The sequence below is a fragment of the Aeromonas sobria genome, from assembly GCF_000820145.1.
Lineage (GTDB): Bacteria > Pseudomonadota > Gammaproteobacteria > Enterobacterales > Aeromonadaceae > Aeromonas > Aeromonas sobria.
On sequence record NZ_CDBW01000012.1, the window covers coordinates 65,545 to 85,163 of the forward strand.

Below are 19,619 nucleotides of genomic sequence, written 5' to 3' on the forward strand. Positions count from 1 at the left end.
ACGTTTTTAGCCCTCCAAAGCCAAGGCGAATGGCCTGCTCAGCGTGGTTTCAACTGTGAACGGGCGTGGTCGATCAAGCCAAGTGACAACTGCTTGTGAATGCCTTTTTCCAGCACCCAGCGGTGCCAGTAGAGCCGTTCCGTCAGAACATGGTCGGGACTGAGGTTGACCAGCGAACCGGCGGCCAGCTGGCCTCTGATCTGCAATTCGGGGATCAGGCAGTAGGCCAGTCCCTGCTCGGCCATGGCGACGAAGGCTTCCGACGAATGGACGGTATGGCAGGGATAACCGCCTGGCTCCAGCCCGAAGTGTTCACGCATAAAGCTGATATGCATATCATCGCGCTGATCGAATGCCACCGCCGGTGCCTTGGCCAGCGCCTCCCGGGTCATGCCGTGAGGAAAGTGGCGAGCCACAAAGGCAGGGCTGGCGGTGAGCAGGTAGTGCATCTCGCCCAGCTCGTCGACACAGCAACCGGCTAAGGGGTGGGCATGTAGGCTGACTGCGCCGAAGGCTTGCCCTTCCCGCACTTTGTCGAGGGTGCGATTTTCGTCATCGACCAGCAGGTTCAGTTCGATAGGGTGCTGCTCCAGCAGCGGAGCGATGGCGGGCAAAAACCAGGTAGCCAAGCTGTCGGCGTTGACGGCGATGCTGATCCGGATCGGCCCCTGCGGCTCGACAGGGGCCAGCTCGCCAGCCAGTTCGAGCTCCAGCTGATGCACCTGACGGTAGTGGGCCAGCAGTTTCTGGCCGAGCGGTGTGGCCTGTAATGGCTGGCTGCGAATAAGCAGCGGCTCGGCAAACTGCTGCTCCAGCTGCTTGATCCGCTGGGAGATGGCCGACTGGGTGATATGCAGTGACCTGGCCGCGCGATCGAAGTTTTGCTCCTGCAGCACTGCATCCAGCGCGCGCAGCAGTTTGTAGTCCAACTCTTTCATCGTCTCTTCTCCCGTTGCATCAGGGCCGACTCTACGTCAGTCGGCAGGGGACAACAATGGGCGGCGGAAGGGGCGTTGTGCTGTGATTTTTGACAGTAGTAGTCATGCCGTTGAGGGGGGATACTGCCAAATGCCGCAAGGGGTAGCCCTGCGGGATCGTAGCGATATATTTATCCCGGGTCGGTTTGCCCGGGATTTTTTATAGCTGGGCCGCCAGCTCGTGCGAGCGATAGCGGGCAGTTTGATAGTGCCCGATGAGCGGCTGCGAGACCGCCTTGGCAAATCGCTCATCAAGATAAAAGCGCAGACCGACACCTTTGACTGCGCCCAGACCCACCGCTTGACGATGGCCCAGACGAGCCATTGGTATGCCGAGGCGACGGAAAATGCGCTCTGCGGGCAGGCTGGCTACGCCAACCAGCTCTTTGATTCCGTTGGCTGTAGCAAATGCATAGACTTCGCGAAGGAGTACGCAGGTCAGCTCGCTAACACCATTGGTCATGCGCGGAGCGCGGGCCGCATCGATAGCCAGACGGGTGAGTTCCCAGACATCGGCAGTGCGTGGTGCGCTTTCACCGGCAAGAGCGGTGGGAAAGATGGTGGGCAGCATATAGGCACTGGCACAACTGAGCAGACGAATGCAGGCGCAGACCCCTTGTTCATCTTCGATCAGTACCCAATGGGTGTCTGGCGTGTCAAAGCTGTCGCGTTCCAAACCGTGATAAGACTCGACATCCCAGCCTAGCCGGTCAGAAAAGACGCGATTTCGAAATTGATAGAGTTCGTTCTCTACGGCGTTTCGTGGATGATCTCTCAATTTTCCTTTGAAAACCAACATTATGAACTCTCTCTCTGCCTGTTCGCCGTTATAATCAGAAGCTTGGCCAGGGGGGCTAGCATATGAAACAAGAGCAACTGTTTGAGTATCTGGAACATTTCACTTCGGTGACGGATGGTGACCGTCTTGCCGGATTGATTGGTCGTTTCACGGTCGATATGGGTTATGACTATTACGGCTTTACCCTGATCATTCCGATGTCGATGCAAAGACCCAAAGTGGTGCTGTTTAATCAGTGTCCTGTCTCCTGGGTACAGACCTATACCGATAACAACATGCTGGCGTGCGACCCTGTGATTCAGCTGGCACGCAAGCAGACGCTGCCTATCTACTGGAATCGCCTCGATGAGCGGGCCAGTTTTCTGCAGGAGGGGACCATGGACGTGATGGGGCTGGCAGCCGAGTTCGGCCTGCGCAACGGCATCTCCTTCCCCCTGCACGGTGCCGCCGGGGAGACCGGTATCCTCTCCTTCATCACCTCCGAGCGGGCTTCGAGCGATCTGTTGCTGGAGTCCTCGCCGATCCTCTCCTGGATGGCCAACTACATCTTCGAGGCGGCAATCCGGGTTGTGCGCCTGAGGGATTCGGATCAACATGCCGCCCTGACGGATCGCGAGACCGAATGCCTGTTCTGGGCCAGTGAGGGGAAAACATCGGGGGAGATCGCCTGCATTTTGGGGATCACCGAACGCACGGTGAATTACCACCTCAATCAGGTCACTCGCAAAACCGGCTCAATGAATCGTTATCAGGCCATTGCCAAGGGGATTAGCAGTGGCATTTTGCTGCCGAATCTTGAGCATGTAGTGGTCACCAACTTCCCCAAGCTGATGCAATAGAACCTGCTGATTTTCGGGGCTGAGGGGCGGACGCTCAATTGTCAGATCCTGCTATTGACTATTGGTTTCGGATGGGGCTTCGCACTGCTGGAATGAGTCCGAGTCATTAGCAAAATGAATCAATCAGTAAATCAATGAATTTCTAAGAAGGAACCGCCATCGCTATAGTGCCGCTCATTCATCACTTCGGACGGTACTCTCCATGATGCTCGCAACGACACTGCAAGGCTTCACCATCGGTCTTGCCATGATCATCCCCATCGGTGCCCAGAATGCCTTTGTGCTGAGCCGGGGCATCTATCGCAATCACCATCTGCTGACTGCCACGCTCTGCAGCTTCTGCGATCTCACCCTGATTGCCATTGGCGTATTTGGCGGGGCCAATGTGCTGGCTGCCAGCCCCATCGGCATGGCACTGCTCACCTGGGGCGGCGTGCTGTTTCTCGGCTGGTTTGGTGGCCGCTCCCTGCTCAGTGCCTGGCGCGGTAAGGGGGAGGGGCTTGCCGACTCGACTCAGCAGATGGGGGCCAAAAGCGTGCTGGCGATGACGCTGGGGGTCACGCTGCTCAATCCCCACGTCTATCTCGATACCCTGATGCTGCTCGGCTCCCTTGGCAGTCAGGTGAGCGAGTCCCTGCGTCCGGCCTTTGCCGCAGGCGCCATGCTGGCCTCGCTGGTGTGGTTCTACTCGCTGGCGCTGGGGGCGGCGGCGCTGGCCCCCTGGTTGGCTCGGGGTCGGGTACAGCGGGGGATTGATCTGCTGGTGGGTGTCATCATGTTGACGCTGGCGCTGCAGCTCGCCACCGGTGGTTGATGGGGCGTTGGGTATTTTTGCTGCTTGGCGTCATAAAAATTAATCACGACGCCTGTTTTTGGCATATTCCTCTGCTAAATTGCCCACCCTTGTGACTCGCCAGATACCAATCAGGAAAACTCAGTGAATAGAACCATGAAATTGGGCGTCATCGCCTCCATCGTGCTGCTATCTGCCTGTGGTGCAGAGAAGCAGGAACAGCCCGGTGCCGTTTCGCTGCGCTTGATCCAGACCTCCGATATTCACTCCAATGTGCTGGGTTATGACTACTACCAGAACAAGGAGGATCGCAAATTCGGTCTCTCCCGCACCGCACTGCTGATCCGCGCCGCCCGTGCCGAGAACCCCAACAACCTGCTGCTCGACAATGGTGACCTGATCCAGGGCTCGCCGCTGGCGGACTACATTTTCGAGCAATCGGGTTCAGGCTACCTCGACAAGCAGGCCCATCCGGCCATCAAGGCGCTGAATGAACTGGGTTATGACGTGGGCAACCTTGGCAACCACGAGTTCAACTACGGTCTCGACTATCTGGGCAAGATCATCAAGGGGGCCAACTTCCCCTACGTCAACGCCAACGTGTTCGATGCCGGTTCGTTCAAGCGCGATGGCAACGGCAAGATCGACTGGAGCGGCAACCAATTTACCCCCTATCTGCTGCTTGATCGTCAGGTGAAGGATGACAAGGGGCAGCCGCAGACCGTCAAGGTCGGCATTCTGGGGCTGACTCCGCCGCAGGTGCTGCAGTGGGACAAGCGTCATCTGGAAGGCAAGGTAGTGGTGGCCGACATGGTTGAAACTGCCAACCACTATGTGCCCGAGCTGCGCGCCAAGGGGGCCGACGTGGTGGTGGTGGTCGCTCACACGGGGATCAATGCCGGCAGTTACGAAGCCATGATGGAAAACGCGGCCTGGCATCTGGCCAAAGTGGCGGGGATCGATGCCCTGATGCTGGGTCATGCCCACAAGAACTTCCCCGGCGACTTCCCGGATCTGCCGCTGGTGGATAACCAGACGGGCACCTTGAACGGGATTCCCACCGTGATGCCGGGCTTCTGGGGCAACCATCTGGGGATCATCGATCTCAAGCTGGAGCAGGTTGATGGCAAGTGGCAGGTGAAGCATAGCCAATCAGCCTTGCGCCAGATTGACTCCAGCGAAGGGAGCAAGGTGGACGAAAAAGTGGTGGCCCTGGTCAAGGCGGATCACGACGCGACCAACCAGTGGCTGGATCGCCCGCTCGGCAAGATCACCTCCTCCATCCACAGCTTCTTTGCACTGGTGCAGGATGACCCCTCGGTGCAGCTGGTGAGCGATGCCCAGCGCCAGCATGCCGAGCAGTTGCAAAAGGATGGCCTGCTCAAGGAGTCCTATCCAATCCTCTCTGCTGCTGCCCCGTTCCGCGGTGGCCGCAACGGCATTACTGACTTCACCTATGTGACGGCGGGGGATATCTCCCTGCGCAACGTCTCCGACCTCTACATCTATCCCAACACCCTGCAGGTGGTCGAGGTGAACGGTGCCACCGTCAAGGAGTGGCTGGAGATGAGCGCCGGTCAGTTCAACTGGGTTGATCCGGCCAAGGGCGAGGTGCAGTGGCTGGTGAACGAGAAGTTCCCCACCTACAACTTCGATGTGATCGACGGGGTCAATTACGAGGTGGATATCACCCAACCTGCCCGTTACAACAAGGAAGGGGAGAAGGTGAGCGACGGTCAGCGGATCAGCAACCTGACCTTCAACGGCAAGCCCATCGATCCGGCCCAGAAGTTCTATGTGGTGACCAACAACTATCGCGGTAGCGGTGGTGGCCATTTCCCGGGCGTGGATGGCAGCAGTGTGGTGCATGAAGATCCCTTCGAGACGCGTGAAGTCGTGGCTCAGTATCTGAAGTCACACTCTGCCAGCAATCCGCAAGGGTTCAGCCCGGCTGCCGACAACAACTGGCATATGAAGGCGCTGCCTGCCGGAGTGGATGTTCGTCTCTACTCATCACCCCGTGAAGAGGCCAAGGCGCTGGCGGGCGAGGATCTGGCCTATCAGTCCACCCTGCCGATGGATGACGAGAAGCACCCGGGCTACGCCATCTACCGTTTGGTTCGCCAGTAACTCGCTGATGGCCGGACGGTTTGTCCGGCCCGCAGAAAAGTAAATGCCAGTCCGTTAACGCGGACTGGCATTTTTTTGCGCCGGGCTCGGCGGGGGCTGGCTACACCCGGAACTGGGAGAGCAGACGTTGTTGCAGCAGGCTGGCCTGATGGAGGGAGGAGGCGAGTTGCAGGCACTCCTGTGCCTCCTGTTCGCCGGTTCTGGCTTGCAGGCTGATACCGGAGACCTTGTCAGAGGAGTGACTCAGGGTGTGTGACAGCTGCCCGGTAGCCACGGCCACCTGCTGCACCATGTCGGCCAGCTGGTCGATGGCGCCTTCCACCTTGAACAGGATCTGCTTGGTGTTCTCGGAGTCCTGCATGCCGGACTCCACCGTCTTGAGGTTGCGCTGCATCATCAGGTAGGCGGTCTCGGTCTGCTGCTGGATGCTGCTGATCACCTGGCTGATCTCGGCGCTGGAGGTGGCGGTGCGATTAGCCAGGGTGCGCACCTCGTCAGCGACCACCGCAAAGCCACGGCCCATCTCCCCCGCGCGGGCCGCTTCAATGGCCGCATTGAGGGCCAGCAGGTTGGTCTGCTCCGAGATACCGCTGATGGTGGAGATGATCTGGCCAATCTGGCCCGCCTGCTCCTTGAGGGAGTTGATGGCGATGGCGCACTCGCTCACCTCCTGCACCACCCGCTGCATGCCCGCGCTGGCAGAGGCGACGTATTGGCTGCTTTCAGTGGTCAGCTGGCGCACTTCGTTGGCATTGTGGGCCGCCATGCTGCAGTTGTCCGAAATGGTGGTGGCCACCTGCACCATCTGTTCACTGTCATGGTGCAGGGCCAGCGCATGCTCGGCGGTCTGGCGGCTGCTTTGGCTGATCGCTTCCACCCGGTTGACCGAGGTGTGGACGTGTTCACTGATGTGCTGGTTGTTGTCCATGGTGGAGCTGATCATCTTCTGCAATTTCTCGATGAAGCGATCCACGCTGTTGGCCAGCGAACCTATCTCGTCATCCCGCTGCAGGTTGATGCGGGCGTTGAGATCCCCCTCGCCGGCGGCGATATCCTGCATCCGCTTGTCCACTTGCAGCAGCGGGGTCACCAGCTTGCGGGTCAACCAGAGACCGCAGAGGGTCACCATGATCAGGCTCAGCAGCAGGCCACTCAGCAGCAGGGTGCGGGTCTGGCTGATGATGCCGTTGAGCTGGGCTACCTGATCCTCGACGGTGGCATCGCCGCTCGCTTCGATGGCAACCAGCTGTTGTCGCAGCTCATCCGCACTGGCCTCATAGACGGCTTGCTGGGCCTGATAGCTGCCGAGCGCCTCGATCCACTGTCCCATCAGTTGCTGATGTTGGGCCAACAGGGCGCGATACTGTGTCGCCAGCGTCTTGCCGGCAAACTCCCCGGTGCCCTCGATATCGAACAGCCCGGTGCCGAGCATGCTGTCGATCGCTTCATGGTAGAAATCGGTCGCCTCTTTCAGCTCGGCCTTGATCGCCTCCGTTACCCCCTGTCTGCGCATCTTCTCCAGCGCATAGAGCTGGCGCAAAAAGCCGATGTTGGATTCCATGCCGCCATCGGCCGCTTCCCAGCGGGTGGAGAGGCCGCTGTTCCAGCTGATGCTCTGGTCGGGGGATTGGGTCAGCGCCTCTACCGCGCCATCACCGATCACCTCCAGCTGGGTCGAGAGGCGGGCCATCAGATCGGCGTTGTGATGCAGGGCCTGATCCACCTCGGTATAGGCGTGATAGAGCGCCAGCAGCTTCTCTTGCTGCTGTTGATAGGCCTGCTTGTGCTGATCCATGGTGGCAAGGGCTGCGCCATCAATGAGCTGCCCCTGGCTGACCCGGGCCAGCGCATCATCGGTCGCCGCCTTGGCGGCATCGAGTTCGGCGCGATTGAGCTGTGTGCCGTTTTGCATCTTCTGGATGTGGAGTTGCTGATTGCCCAGCTCTATGGAGCCCTCCATGGCGCCGTCGGCGGTCTGCCAGGCAGCCCCCAGTACATAGGAGAGCAGATTGGCCAGCCGCTGGCTGCCATACCAGCCCACGACCCCCATGCCCAGCGTGCAGCTGAGCAAGATGGCAAGACCCAGATTGGAGGTGGTAACAATTTTCATGTGATGGCCTTCCTTGGTATCGACATTGGCACCAGTTTCGGTTCCGAACGGGTTTAGTGTAGCGGTTTATCCCCCGGCCATAACCCGGTGCTGTGTTGGAGCATCCCGAGCTCTGGCTGTACGAAATCAAGCATGGTGGCAAATTGGATAAAAAGCCTCTCTGACCACGCGGGTGTCGCAGCCCTATGCTGGATACTTATCCAGTTATTCTTTATGCTATGAGCCAATTTACGAATAGCTGTGTTGGTGAGGAGAGAGCCGTGATTGGTCGCTTGAGAGGCATTGTCATTGAAAAACAGCCCCCCGAGGTTTTGCTGGAAGTAGGCGGGGTAGGCTATGAGGTGCAGATGCCGATGAGCTGTTTCTATGACTTGCCGGAAATCGGCAAAGAGGCGGCTATCCACACCCATTTTGTGGTGCGAGAAGATGCCCAGTTGCTCTATGGCTTCAATCACAAGCAGGAACGGGCGCTGTTTCGCGAGTTGATCAAGACCAATGGGGTCGGTCCCAAGTTGGCGCTGGCCATTCTCTCCGGCATGACTGCCAGCCAGTTCGTCATCTGCGTCGAACGGGAAGAGATAAGCTCGCTGGTCAAGTTACCGGGAGTCGGCAAGAAAACCGCCGAGCGGCTGGTGGTAGAGATGAAGGATCGCCTCAAGGGATGGGTTAGCCACGATCTCTTCTCGCCGGCCATGGTGGCCTTGCCTGCCGGGACATCCGAGTTGCGTGCGCCAGACGCCGCAGATGAGGCGGTCAGCGCACTGATTTCGCTCGGTTACAAACCGCAGCAGGCGAGTCAAATCGTCAGCAAGATCGCCGTCGATGGGATGTCGGTAGAAGAGATCATCCGTGAATCCCTGCGTAGCTTGTGAGGTAGTTGATGATTGAAGCAGACCGACTCATTTCGGCAAGCGCCGAGCGCGAGGATGAGATTATCGATCGGGCGATCCGTCCCAAGAAGCTGGCTGACTATACCGGTCAGGATACTGTCTGTGCGCAGATGGAAATCTTTATCGAAGCGGCCAGGCAACGGGGCGAGGCACTTGACCACCTGCTGATTTTTGGTCCGCCGGGGCTGGGCAAAACCACCCTCGCCAACATCGTCGCCAACGAGATGGGGGTCAATATCAAGACCACCTCAGGCCCGGTGCTGGAGAAAGCGGGGGATCTGGCGGCGCTGCTCACCAACCTCGAACCGAACGATGTGCTGTTTATCGATGAGATCCACCGTCTCAGTCCGGTGGTAGAGGAAGTGCTCTATCCGGCGATGGAGGATTACCAGCTCGACATCATGATCGGAGAGGGCCCCGCCGCCCGCTCCATTAAGCTGGATCTGCCGCCGTTCACCCTGATCGGCGCCACTACCCGGGCCGGCTCTCTTACCAGTCCGCTGCGGGATCGTTTTGGTATCGTCCAGCGGTTGGAGTTCTATAACGTCAAGGACCTGACCGATATCGTCTCGCGCAGTGCCCGTTGTCTGGGGCTGGAGATGACCGAGGATGGGGCTATCGAGATCGCGCGTCGCGCCCGCGGCACGCCACGAATTGCTAACCGGCTGTTAAGGCGGGTGCGTGATTTTGCCCAGGTGAAATCCGATGGCCGGATCGATGGCCCCATCGCAGCCCGCGCGATGGACATGCTGGACGTCGATAACGAAGGATTTGACTTCATGGACCGCAAGCTATTGTTGGCTGTGATAGACAAGTTTATGGGCGGCCCGGTAGGCCTTGATAATCTGGCTGCGGCGATCGGAGAGGTGAAAGACACTATCGAAGATGTGCTGGAGCCTTATCTGATCCAGCAGGGGTATCTGCAACGTACACCCAGAGGACGGATAGCGACCACACGAGCTTATGCGCATTTCGGTCTTCAGCGACCAGATGATAAGTAAAAAAAGTCGTTTGAATGTGAAACCGCCGTCAGAGGCGGTTTTTTATTATCATTTTTCATCAACAATAAAAAAGCCCACGGCAGGTGCGGTGGGCAAAGACAATTCAGGGTGGATGTTCACAGACAGTGAGTGCGTCTGGACACAGACCGGAAAATAAACAGGTGAGCCGTCGCGAGCTCTTAGAGTCGGTTCATTTGATAGAGCTGAACAAAGGAAAGCTTGTAGTAACGGATGGTTTTAGCAACAAACTTTTTCATCTTCGATTCCAATAAACGGGTTCAGATAGATAGTCGAATACGTACCGTGAACCCCGATTAACCGGCCTGTATCCAAGGGTATGCCCTCACTGCGAGGCGCATTGTAGGAGTTAGAATCGACCCGGGCAAACAAGAAAAATTGCAATCTTCAAATTAGTTTATCTAATGTCTCGGTTGGTGGAATTGGTTCGCATGAGTATGCATTCTTTGCAGTTTTAAATTGAGTTTTCGAATCAGATTGCCTGACCTGGATAACATGGAAAAAGGAGCCTTATCCACGCTTTTCAAATTAAACGGGGTGGTGGGATGTTAAATTCTTAAATTGATTTAAATCAATGTTTTACGCTTTGTCATGTTTTGTGATCTGGCTCGCGTCAATAATCGTGAAATAGATTAAAAATGCCTTTCAAAGCCATGTATTGCGGGCCCTTTTACATTGATTTCAATCAAATAAAGGTGATATAAAACCACCGTCATCATGGGCGAGAATCAATTCAAGCTTATTGTTTTGAAAATGTTAAACATTAGTTTCTTTTGTTCTCATGTATTGCCTTGTTGTTAATATTGGTCGTTATTGAAGGGGCTTTGTTGTGGTGTCTCACAACGGGATTTGTTCGATAACCACCAGCGGAAGCTTTGTTCTTAAAACTTAAAATAGCCGTGCCAATAATCGGTGAGGAAACATCATGATTGCTGAGCATGTGGTAGACCTATCGCGGTTTCAATTCGCTGCGACGGCTCTTTATCACTTTTTGTTTGTACCCCTGACGCTGGGAATGGCCTTCCTTCTGGCGATCATGGAATCTGTCTATGTGATGACCAACAACACTATCTACCGGGACATGACCAAGTTCTGGGGTAAGTTGTTTGGTATCAACTTCGCCTTGGGGGTAACCACAGGCCTGGCCATGGAGTTCCAGTTCGGGACGAACTGGGCGTATTACTCCCATTATGTCGGCGATATCTTCGGGGCCCCGTTGGCTATCGAAGGGCTGATGGCCTTCTTCCTGGAGTCCACCTTCGTCGGTATGTTCTTCTTTGGTTGGGATCGTCTGAGCAAGCATCAGCATCTGGCGGCCACCTGGTTGATGGCGCTGGGTACCAACCTCTCCGCCCTCTGGATCCTGGTTGCTAACGGCTGGATGCAAAACCCGGTCGGTGCCGAGTTCAACTTCGAATCCATGCGGATGGAGATGATGAGCTTCGCGGACGTGGTGTTCAACCCGGTGGCGCAGGTCAAGTTTGTTCACACTGTCGCGGCGGGTTACACCTGCGGTGCCATGTTTGTGCTGGGCATCTCCTCCTACTACCTGCTGAAAGGCCGTGATGTGGCGTTTGCCCGTCGCTCCTTCGCCATTGCAGCTGCGTTTGGTATGGCTTCTATCGTGTCAGTGCTGATCCTTGGTGACGAATCCGGTTACGAGACCGGTGAAGTACAGAAGGTGAAACTGGCTGCTATCGAAGCTGAGTGGGAAACTGAACCCGCTCCGGCCGCATTTACCCTGTTCGGTATTCCGAATCAGGAAGAGATGCGCACCGACTACGCCATCAAGATCCCCTATGCGCTGGGCATTATCGCGACCCGTTCACTGGACGGTCAGGTAACCGGCCTGAAGGATCTGAAGAGCGAGCACGAACTGCGCGTGCGCAACGGTATGACCGCTTACGATCTGCTGACTCAGCTGCAAGCCGGTGACAAGTCTGACGACACCCGCGCCCGCTTTGATGAAGTGAAGCAGGATCTGGGCTACGGTCTGCTGCTCAAGCGCTACACCAGCAATGTGACTGATGCCACTGACGAGCAGATCAAGGCCGCCGTGGATGACTCCATCCCGCAGGTTCTGCCGCTGTTCTTTGCCTTCCGCATCATGGTGGCTACCGGCATGTTGATGCTGGTGCTGATTGGCCTGGCCTTCTGGGACAGTGCGCGCCATCGTATCGGTGAGCGCAAGTGGTTGCTCAAAGGGTTGTTGTGGGGTATCCCGCTGCCGTGGATCGCCATCGAAGCGGGGTGGTTCGTGGCCGAGTATGGCCGTCAACCCTGGACTATCGCGGAAGTGTTGCCGACCTCGCTGTCAGTGTCCAACTTGCCTGCTGCTGAAATCTGGTTCTCTCTGATCGGTATCTGCCTGTTCTATACCGTGCTGTTGGTTATCGAGATGTATCTGATGTTCAAGTATGCCCGTCTCGGCCCAAGCAGCCTGAAGACTGGCAAATATCACTTTGAACAGATCAAGGCATAAGGGGAGTGACCATGTTTGATTATGAAACGCTACGTGTCATTTGGTGGGTTCTGGTCGGCGTATTGCTGATCGGCTTTGCCATCACTGACGGCTTCGACATGGGGGTAGGCACACTGCTCCCGTTTGTCGGCAAAAAAGATGTCGAGCGCCGGGTGATGCTTAACACCATGGGCCCCCATTGGGAGGGTAACCAGGTATGGCTGGTCACCGCCGGTGGTGCCCTGTTTGCTGCCTGGCCAATGGTGTACGCCGCGACATTTTCCGGTTTCTATATCGCGATGATCCTGACTCTGATGGCGCTGTTTTTGCGTCCGGTTGGATTCAAGTATCGTTCTCTGCGTGCAGATGCCAAATGGCGTAGTAACTGGGACTGGGCACTGTTTGCTGGCAGCACGGTTCCCCCCATCGTGTTTGGTGTGGCGTTTGGTAACCTGCTGCAAGGTGTACCGTTCGAGTTCAATCAGTTCATGATGTTGACCTATCACGGCAACTTCTTTGGCCTGCTTAACCCGTTCGGCATTCTGGCTGGTCTGGTGAGTCTGTTCATGCTGGTGACCCAGGGCGCGACCTGGCTGATGATGAAGACTGACGGTGAGGTGCTGGCGCGTTCCCGTACCGCAGCGACGATTTGCGCTCTGGTCACTCTGGTGCTGTTTGCTGCCGCCGGTTGGTGGGTGAGTGGCATGGATGGCTATGTCATCGTCAAGGCTGCCGCCCACGATGCTGTCTCCAACCCGATGAACAAGGAAGTGATGGTGCAGGCCGGTGCCTGGATGAACAACTACAGCCTCTATCCCTGGATGATTGCTGCGCCTGTGCTGGGTCTGGCCATGAGCCTGCTGACCGCGCTGTTTGCCAGAATGAACATCGGCTGGCTGGCCTTTACCAGCTCCTCGCTGGCGATTACTGGTGTGATCCTCACTGCCGGTTTCTCCATGTTCCCATTCTTGATGCCCTCAAGTCTTGAGCCGTCACTGAGTCTGACCATGTGGGATGCTACCGCCTCTTTCAACACCTTGAAGGTGATGACGGTGGCTGCAGCGATCTTCGTACCGATTGTGCTGGCTTATACCATCTGGACTTACATCAAGATGTTTGGCCGGGTGACCAGCAAGCATATTGAAGACAACCAACAATCGCTCTACTAAGAAGGAGACCTGATATGTGGTATTTCACCTGGATCCTGGGTCTGCTGCTGGCCTGCGCATTTGGCATCATCAATGCGCTGTGGCTGGAACACACCGAGAACATGGATCGCCAGATCGATGACAATAAATGATCGACTCGCCAGGCTGGCAGCTCCACTGGAGCGCCAGCCATGGCAGGGGTTGATGTTACTCGCGGCGGCCTTGTTGGCCGTCGCTATTTTACAGGCCCCCAACCTGATCGCTGCCAATACCAGTGAACATGGCTATTGGCTGGCTCCCTTACTGATGTGGGCTGTCTGTTGTGGCCTGCTCAACGGGCTTGGCTTTCATCTGAAAAGTCTGCCCGGGCGGGTGCTATTCAACCCCTGGCTTGCCTGGCCCAGTTTGTTGTATGGCCTCTGGCTGACACATTCATATTTCCTTTCATAAAAAACGGGGGGGAGGCAGGATTTCCCTGCTTCCCCCTGCTTCTTTCCTATTCAGCCCTGCGCTATGATAGCCCCCCATCTGACTGTCGAATGGATCACAGATTGTTATGGGGGAAGTCTTTGAGTTTCCGGTACGTGTCTACTACGAGGACACCGATGCCGGGGGCATCGTCTACAACGCCAATTATCTCAAGTTTATGGAACGTGCTCGCACCGAGTTTCTTCGTGCCAAAGGGGTCGAACAGGACCTCTTGCTGCAGGAGGGACACGCGTTTGTGGTGAGTCGAACCGAGATCGATTTCCGCTCGGCGGCCCGTTTTAATGAACTACTGAACGTAATAACGCAAGTGATTGAAGTGAAACGCGCATCCCTGCGTTTTTCACAGCAGATCCTGGCGGCTGATGGGCGACTGGTCACTCAGGCTATGGTACAGATAGCCTGTGTCAGTCATCCGCAAATGAAACCCGTTGCAATACCTGAAAAAATCAAGGGAGTGCTGTTAAGTGCACGCTGAAATTTCGTTTATTGGCCTGTTTTGGCAAGCCAGTCTGTTGGTAAAGCTGGTCATGATGACTCTGATGAGTATGTCAATTGTCTCATGGGCATTGATCATCCAGCGTTCCAAAGTGATCAAGGCCGCCCATCTTGCCTCGGAGCAGTTTGAAGACAGATTCTGGTCTGGTGTCGATCTCAATCGCCTCTATCAGGAGTCCTCTTCCCGCCGTGATGATATTGAAGGCATGGAAGATATTTTCTACTCCGGCTTCAAGGAGTATGCCCGCTTGCTCAAGGCTGGTGCCCGGGGTCAGGATGCGGTGATGGACGGTACTTATCGTGCCATGCGAGTCTCTCTCTCCCGTGCGGTGGATGAGCTGGAATCCAACCTGCCGGTATTGGCGACCATTGGTTCAATCAGCCCCTACATCGGTCTGTTTGGTACCGTCTGGGGGATCATGAACGCCTTTATCGCCCTGGGTCAGGTCCAGCAAGCCACTCTGCAAATGGTGGCCCCCGGTATCGCAGAAGCACTGATCGCCACCGCCATGGGTCTGTTCGCCGCTATTCCTGCAGTTATTTTCTATAACCGCTTTACCAACAAGGTAGAAAAGCTGGAGAACGCCTACGCCAACTTTATGGACGAGTTCACCACCATTTTGAACCGCCAAATTGCACAGCAGCAGCAGGGTGATCAGTAATGCAAACCTATCAGCGGATCCGGCGCAAGAAGGTGTGCGAGATCAACGTGGTTCCCTATATCGACGTCATGCTGGTGCTGCTCATCATCTTTATGGCGGTCACGCCAGTGATCACCCAGGGGGTCAAGGTTGACTTGCCACAGGCAGAGTCCGAGCAGTTGCCGGAAGATGCCAAACCGCCCTTCATTGTTAGCGTGAACACCGAAGGTGAATACGTCATCAAGGCTGGTGAAGCAGACGACGAGCCGGTACCGGCAGGAACGCCCGAGGCAATGCAGCAATACATCACCGAAAAAGCCATGGGCTATCTGGCGATCAACCAGAATGCCCCTGTAGTGGTCGCCGGTGACAAGGCGGTGCGCTACGAAGAGGTGATCCTGTTGATGGTGGCGCTCAAGAATGCCGGCGTGCCTCAGGTTGGCCTGATGACAGATCCGGTGAACTAACGGAGATGGATGTGAAGCGTGGTATTTCCGGTTATCTCATCGCATCGCTGCTGCTGCATCTGATCATTGGCATCATTTTGCTGGTCGGGGTCGATTTCAGTAAACCGAAGCGGCCCGAATCGAAGGGCCAGATAGTCAATGCCGTCATGCTCGATGAAAACTTTCTTAACGAGCAGGCCAAGCAGATCCAGCAGCAAAAGTCTCAGCCCAAGCCCCAGAAGGTAGAGAAAGAGAAGGATAAGGAAGACACGGATCTCGCCAAACGTGAGCTGGCCCAGAAACAGGAGCAGCTGCGCATCGCCGAGACCAAACGCAAACAAGCCGAAGAGGCGACTCGCAAGGCCGAAGCCGAGAAGCAGAAGAAAGTCGCTGAGCAGAAGCAAGCGGAAGAGAAGACCCAGAAAGCCGAGGACGCGCGCAAGCTGGAAGAGCAGAAAACCAAGAAGGCGGAAGCCGAGCGCAAAGCAGCCGAAGCCGAGAGCAAGGCGCTGGCGCTGAAGAAGAAAAAGGAACAAGAGAAGAAAGAGGCTGAAGAGAAAGCCAAGGCGGCAGAGGCCAAGGCCAAAAAAGCCGAGGCTGACAAGCAGGCCAAGGCTGACAAGCAGGCCAAGGCCGACGCCGAGAAGAAAGCCAAGGCGGAAGCTGAGAAGAAAGCCAAGGCGGAAGCTGAGAAAAAAGCCAAAGCTGATGCCGAGAAAAAGGCCAAGGCTGAGGCTGACAAGAAGGCAAAAGCTGACGCAGAGAAGAAAGCCAAGGCGGAGGCCGACAAGCAGGCCAAAATCGCGGCAGAGCGCAAGCGTAAAGCGGCCGAACAAGCCAAGCTGCAAAAAGAGATGGAAGATATGATGCAGCAGCAACTGTCCGCTGAGGCCAATGCCCGCAGCCAGGCAGCATCTGCTGCCTCGCAGGGTGAGGTTGACAAGTATGCGGCTCTCATCAAGGCCACGGTTGAGCGGTATATGATTTTGGATCCCACCATGCGGGGCAAAACCTGTACTATCGGCGTACGTCTTGCGAGCACTGGCTTTGTCATATCGGTAGATAACGGCCAGGGTGACCCGGCGGTCTGTCGTTCCGGTAAGGCGGCTGTCCTGAAAGCCAATCAACTGCCTGTGCCCAAGGATCCTGCGGCATTTGAGATATTGAAGGAATTTAATCTCAAGTTAGAACCGAATATCTAAGCGTGATAAAACGGGGTTGTTTACAGTGGTTGGCAGCATCTCGCTGAGAAAGGAATTTAACCTCTCATTTTTATTGGAACCGAGTATTTAAGCCATGATCAGAAAAGTATTTTTTGCTTTGGTTGGCTGTTTGTTGCTGGGCCAGAGTGCCCAGGCGGCCCTGGACATCGTCATCACCGGCGGTATTGATAGCGCACGTCCCATCGCGGTTGCGCCCTTCAAATGGGAAGGTAATGGACAACTGCCGCAGGATATTGCGGAAGTGGTCTCCAACGACCTGATGCGCAGTGGCAAATTCAAGCCGCTGGCCCGTGGCCAGATGCCACAGACCCCGAGCAGCAGTGGCGAGATCAACTTCGCGCCATGGGCTTCCCAAGGGGTTGAAGCCGTGGTGGTCGGTTCCATCTCTGCAGTAGGTGATGGCACGTACAAGATCAACTTCGAGCTGGTCGACGTGTTGAAAGGCCAGTTGGCCAAGGCACAAGGTGGCGAGAGCAACGGCTACATCCTGGATAGCCGCATGGCGACTATTCCGGGCGCCCAGATGCGCCAGTTTGCCCACCGCATCTCCGATATCGTCTATGAGCGTTTGACCGGTGAGCGTGGTGCCTTCCTGACCCGTTTGGCTTACGTTTCCGTGCAGCAGGGAACCCAGTTCCCCTATCAACTACGGATCTCCGACTACGACGGCTACAACGAGAAGACCCTGCTGCGCTCCCGCGAGCCGCTGATGTCGCCTTCCTGGTCGCCGGATGGTAGCAAGCTGGCTTATGTCAGCTTTGAGAACCAGAAGTCCGAAATCTATGTGCAGGATATCTACAACCAGCAGCGCAGTCTGATCACCAGTTTCCGTGGTATCAACGGGGCGCCGGAGTGGTCGCCAGATGGTCGTCGTCTGGCTATCGTTCTCTCCAAAGATGGTTCGCCGAACCTCTATGTGGTTGATGTCGCTAGCAAGCAACTGACCCGGGTTACAACCAGCCGTGTGATCGACACCGAACCCTCCTGGTTGCCGGACGGGCAAAATTTGTTGTTCACCTCTGAACGTGGTGGCAAACCCCAGATTTATAGCGTAAATTTGGCGACTGGTATGACTCGCCGGATGACTTGGGAAGGTGAATCCAACCAGGGTGCATCCATTACTCCTGATGGCAAAATCATGGTGATGGTGACCCGTGTTCAGGGGCAATACCGTATTGCCCGTCAGGACATGGAAAATAATGCCCAGTTGGTCCTGACTCAGAGCGCGCTTGACGAGTCCCCAAGTGTGGCTCCCAATGGCAGCATGATCATTTATGCCACCATCTATCAGGGTCGTAAGAGTTTGGCATTGGTATCGACTGATGGTCGCTTCAAGGCTGTGCTTCCGACCAGTAGCGGTGAAATACGTGCACCAGCTTGGTCGCCCTTCTTGAATTGATAAAAATCCAATTGTTTTTTGTTTTGTTATAAAGGTTTAAGGAAAAAGCATGCAACTCAATAAACTGCTCAAGGGTTTGGCCATCGCACTGCCACTGTTCACCCTGGCCGCTTGTAGCTCCTCTTCTGATTCTGACGCTGCTGGCGCCGAGTCAGGTATGACCGACGGCATGGGCGGTGTACAAACCGGCGGCGCAAACGGTATGTTGTCCCCGGAAGAGCAGATGCGTCAGAAGTTCGAAGCGCTGCAACGCGATAACGTCATCTACTTCCCGTTTGACGGCTACGACATTCAGGGTCAGTACGCTGATCTGCTGGATGCCCACGCCAGCTACCTGCGCGAGCGTCCAAGCGTCAAGGTGCTGATCGAAGGTCACGCCGACGAGCGCGGTACCCCTGAGTACAACATCGCCCTGGGCGAGCGTCGTGCCAAGGCTGTTGCCAAGTATCTGCAAACCCTGGGTGTGCAGGCTGAGCAGCTCTCTATCGTCAGCTATGGCGAAGAGAAGCCGCTGGATATGACCCACACCGAGGATGCCTTTGCCAAAAACCGCCGTGCGGTTCTGGTTTACTAAGGTTTGATCCGAATGAATTTTGTGTATAAGCAAGCGGCCATTTCGATGGCCGTTTTATTTGCTGTCGCGGCCCATGCTGCGGCGCCGGTTAGCGATTTGAGCGGTGGCAACAGTGCTGCTGTTTATGGCAGTAATGCTGGCGCCATTGTGCCCACCGGGAGCCTGGACGATCGGGTTGCCCTGCTAGAGCGCACCCTCAACGCTCGTCTGCGGCTGCAGGCTGAATTGCAGCAACAGGTCGACTCCCTGCAAGGGGAGGTCTCCGAGCTGCGTGGTCAGCTGGAGCAACAGACCTACCAGATGGAACAGTCGCAAGAGCGTCAGCGTCAGCTCTATCAGGAGCTCGACAAGGTTGCGACCAGTCAGCAGGCGGCCCCCGCAGCAACTGCCCCGGCAACCCCCGCCACACCGGCAGCTACAGCCAATTACTCAACCAATCAGGATGAGAATCAGGCCTATGATGCGGCGGTCAATATGGTGCTCAAAGAGAAAAACTACGACAAGGCCATTCCGGCTTTTCAGGGTTTTATCAAGCAGTACCCCGATTCGGGTTATGTGCCCAATGCGCACTACTGGCTCGGCCAGTTGTTGTTCAACAAAGGTGACCGAACTGCTGCTGCGGCCCAGTTCTCGACCGTGGCTAACAAATACAGCAAGTCTCCCAAGCGTGCCGATGCTCTGTTGAAGCTGGGTATGCTGGCGCAGCTTGATGGCAAGAAGGCGGAAGCAAAATCCTTCTATGAGCAGGTGATCAAGGGCTATCCCAACACCTCGCCAGCCCAGCTGGCCAAACAGAGTCTGGCCAAGCTGTAACATTGCCGTATGTCACTGTTTTCGTAACGGTACTGTAAAAATGGCCTGCAGGTGTACGCGCAGTGAGCAAACGGATTTAAATTACGAATTTTCTGTTGCACCGTGAGTTTAAATCCGTATTATAGGCCGCCGTCAGGGCCGAAGCAGTAATGCAGTCGGAACTGGTCGTGGTGAGGGTCGTTAGCTCAGTCGGTAGAGCAGTTGACTTTTAATCAATTGGTCGCTGGTTCGAATCCAGCACGACCCACCATTTTCTCCATTCGGTGGAGACAGAATTCCCAGGTCGTTTAGCTCAGCTGGGAGAGCACCTCCCTTACAAGGAGGGGGTCACTGGTTCGATCCCAGTAACGACCACCATATTTGTAGTAAAAAG

At 56.0% G+C, this 19,619-nt stretch carries 19 protein-coding genes and 2 tRNA genes; 18 read left to right on the plus strand and 3 right to left on the minus strand.

Annotation, left to right across the window (positions count from 1 at the left end):
• Positions 1-38 precede the first annotated feature (38 nt).
• Both BN1135_RS05575 and BN1135_RS05580 read right to left on the minus strand, forming a co-directional pair.
• Positions 39-938, minus strand: a complete 900-nt coding sequence (locus BN1135_RS05575; protein WP_042019483.1) for a LysR family transcriptional regulator ArgP — start codon at positions 936-938, stop codon at positions 39-41.
• 199 nt (positions 939-1,137) lie between these two features.
• Positions 1,138-1,776 carry an acyl-homoserine-lactone synthase gene (locus tag BN1135_RS05580; protein WP_042019484.1) on the minus strand — a complete coding sequence of 213 codons (639 nt, stop codon included), beginning with the start codon at positions 1,774-1,776 and terminating at the stop codon, positions 1,138-1,140.
• Between the two features lie 62 nt (positions 1,777-1,838).
• Between BN1135_RS05580 and BN1135_RS05585 the strand changes: the two genes are divergently transcribed.
• The 3 genes from BN1135_RS05585 (at position 1,839) to BN1135_RS05595 (ending at position 5,538) form a co-directional block, all read left to right on the plus strand.
• The gene (locus BN1135_RS05585) at positions 1,839-2,615 is read left to right on the plus strand and encodes a helix-turn-helix transcriptional regulator (RefSeq protein ID WP_042019486.1); all 777 of its coding nucleotides are present in this window, start codon (positions 1,839-1,841) and stop codon (positions 2,613-2,615) included.
• Between the two features lie 205 nt (positions 2,616-2,820).
• Positions 2,821-3,429, plus strand: a complete 609-nt coding sequence (lysE, locus tag BN1135_RS05590; RefSeq protein ID WP_042019513.1) for an L-lysine exporter — start codon at positions 2,821-2,823, stop codon at positions 3,427-3,429.
• Between the two features lie 135 nt (positions 3,430-3,564).
• Positions 3,565-5,538, plus strand: coding sequence for a bifunctional 2',3'-cyclic-nucleotide 2'-phosphodiesterase/3'-nucleotidase (locus BN1135_RS05595; protein ID WP_042019489.1), 1,974 nt, complete (start codon positions 3,565-3,567; stop codon positions 5,536-5,538).
• Between the two features lie 100 nt (positions 5,539-5,638).
• Here BN1135_RS05595 and BN1135_RS05600 read toward each other — a convergent pair whose 3' ends face one another.
• Entirely contained in the window at positions 5,639-7,648 is a 2,010-nt protein-coding gene (locus BN1135_RS05600; RefSeq protein ID WP_042019492.1) for a methyl-accepting chemotaxis protein, read from the minus strand.
• 260 nt (positions 7,649-7,908) lie between these two features.
• Between BN1135_RS05600 and ruvA the strand changes: the two genes are divergently transcribed.
• The 15 genes from ruvA to BN1135_RS05675 all read left to right on the plus strand — a co-directional run bounded on the left by ruvA (position 7,909) and on the right by BN1135_RS05675 (position 19,603).
• Positions 7,909-8,520 (plus strand): Holliday junction branch migration protein RuvA, encoded by a 612-nt coding sequence (gene ruvA / locus BN1135_RS05605; protein WP_042019493.1) that lies wholly within the window; start codon positions 7,909-7,911, stop codon positions 8,518-8,520.
• Positions 8,521-8,528: 8 nt separating this feature from the next.
• Complete coding sequence (gene ruvB / locus BN1135_RS05610; RefSeq protein WP_042019494.1) at positions 8,529-9,539, plus strand: Holliday junction branch migration DNA helicase RuvB; 1,011 nt, start codon at positions 8,529-8,531, stop codon at positions 9,537-9,539.
• A 943-nt stretch (positions 9,540-10,482) separates the two neighbouring features.
• Positions 10,483-12,039, plus strand: a complete 1,557-nt coding sequence (locus BN1135_RS05615) for a cytochrome ubiquinol oxidase subunit I (RefSeq protein WP_042019496.1) — start codon at positions 10,483-10,485, stop codon at positions 12,037-12,039.
• Positions 12,040-12,050: 11 nt separating this feature from the next.
• Positions 12,051-13,187, plus strand: a complete 1,137-nt coding sequence (gene cydB, locus BN1135_RS05620; protein ID WP_042019498.1) for a cytochrome d ubiquinol oxidase subunit II — start codon at positions 12,051-12,053, stop codon at positions 13,185-13,187.
• A gap of 14 nt (positions 13,188-13,201) precedes the next feature.
• Positions 13,202-13,318 (plus strand): cytochrome bd-I oxidase subunit CydX, encoded by a 117-nt coding sequence (cydX, locus tag BN1135_RS21400; RefSeq protein WP_042019500.1) that lies wholly within the window; start codon positions 13,202-13,204, stop codon positions 13,316-13,318.
• Positions 13,305-13,616: a cyd operon YbgE family protein gene (locus BN1135_RS05630; protein WP_042019501.1), complete on the plus strand. Its 312-nt coding sequence runs from the start codon at positions 13,305-13,307 to the stop codon at positions 13,614-13,616. Before cydX ends, BN1135_RS05630 begins: the two co-directional genes overlap by 14 nt.
• A gap of 106 nt (positions 13,617-13,722) precedes the next feature.
• Positions 13,723-14,130, plus strand: coding sequence for a tol-pal system-associated acyl-CoA thioesterase (gene ybgC / locus BN1135_RS05635; protein WP_042019502.1), 408 nt, complete (start codon positions 13,723-13,725; stop codon positions 14,128-14,130).
• The gene (tolQ, locus tag BN1135_RS05640; RefSeq protein ID WP_042019503.1) at positions 14,120-14,812 is read left to right on the plus strand and encodes a protein TolQ; all 693 of its coding nucleotides are present in this window, start codon (positions 14,120-14,122) and stop codon (positions 14,810-14,812) included. The genes ybgC and tolQ overlap by 11 nt, the downstream gene beginning before the upstream one ends.
• Positions 14,812-15,258 carry a protein TolR gene (gene tolR, locus BN1135_RS05645; protein ID WP_042019505.1) on the plus strand — a complete coding sequence of 149 codons (447 nt, stop codon included), beginning with the start codon at positions 14,812-14,814 and terminating at the stop codon, positions 15,256-15,258. The genes tolQ and tolR overlap by 1 nt, the downstream gene beginning before the upstream one ends.
• A gap of 5 nt (positions 15,259-15,263) precedes the next feature.
• Complete coding sequence (gene tolA, locus BN1135_RS05650) at positions 15,264-16,439, plus strand: cell envelope integrity protein TolA (RefSeq protein WP_042019506.1); 1,176 nt, start codon at positions 15,264-15,266, stop codon at positions 16,437-16,439.
• 94 nt (positions 16,440-16,533) lie between these two features.
• Positions 16,534-17,859, plus strand: a complete 1,326-nt coding sequence (gene tolB, locus BN1135_RS05655; protein WP_042019508.1) for a Tol-Pal system beta propeller repeat protein TolB — start codon at positions 16,534-16,536, stop codon at positions 17,857-17,859.
• Positions 17,860-17,908: 49 nt separating this feature from the next.
• Positions 17,909-18,433 carry a peptidoglycan-associated lipoprotein Pal gene (gene pal / locus BN1135_RS05660; RefSeq protein WP_042019509.1) on the plus strand — a complete coding sequence of 175 codons (525 nt, stop codon included), beginning with the start codon at positions 17,909-17,911 and terminating at the stop codon, positions 18,431-18,433.
• A 12-nt stretch (positions 18,434-18,445) separates the two neighbouring features.
• Positions 18,446-19,246, plus strand: coding sequence for a tol-pal system protein YbgF (gene ybgF / locus BN1135_RS05665; protein ID WP_042019510.1), 801 nt, complete (start codon positions 18,446-18,448; stop codon positions 19,244-19,246).
• A 174-nt stretch (positions 19,247-19,420) separates the two neighbouring features.
• Positions 19,421-19,496: transfer RNA gene (locus BN1135_RS05670), tRNA-Lys, on the plus strand.
• 31 nt (positions 19,497-19,527) lie between these two features.
• Positions 19,528-19,603, plus strand: a tRNA-Val gene (locus tag BN1135_RS05675).
• Positions 19,604-19,619: the final 16 nt, after the last annotated feature.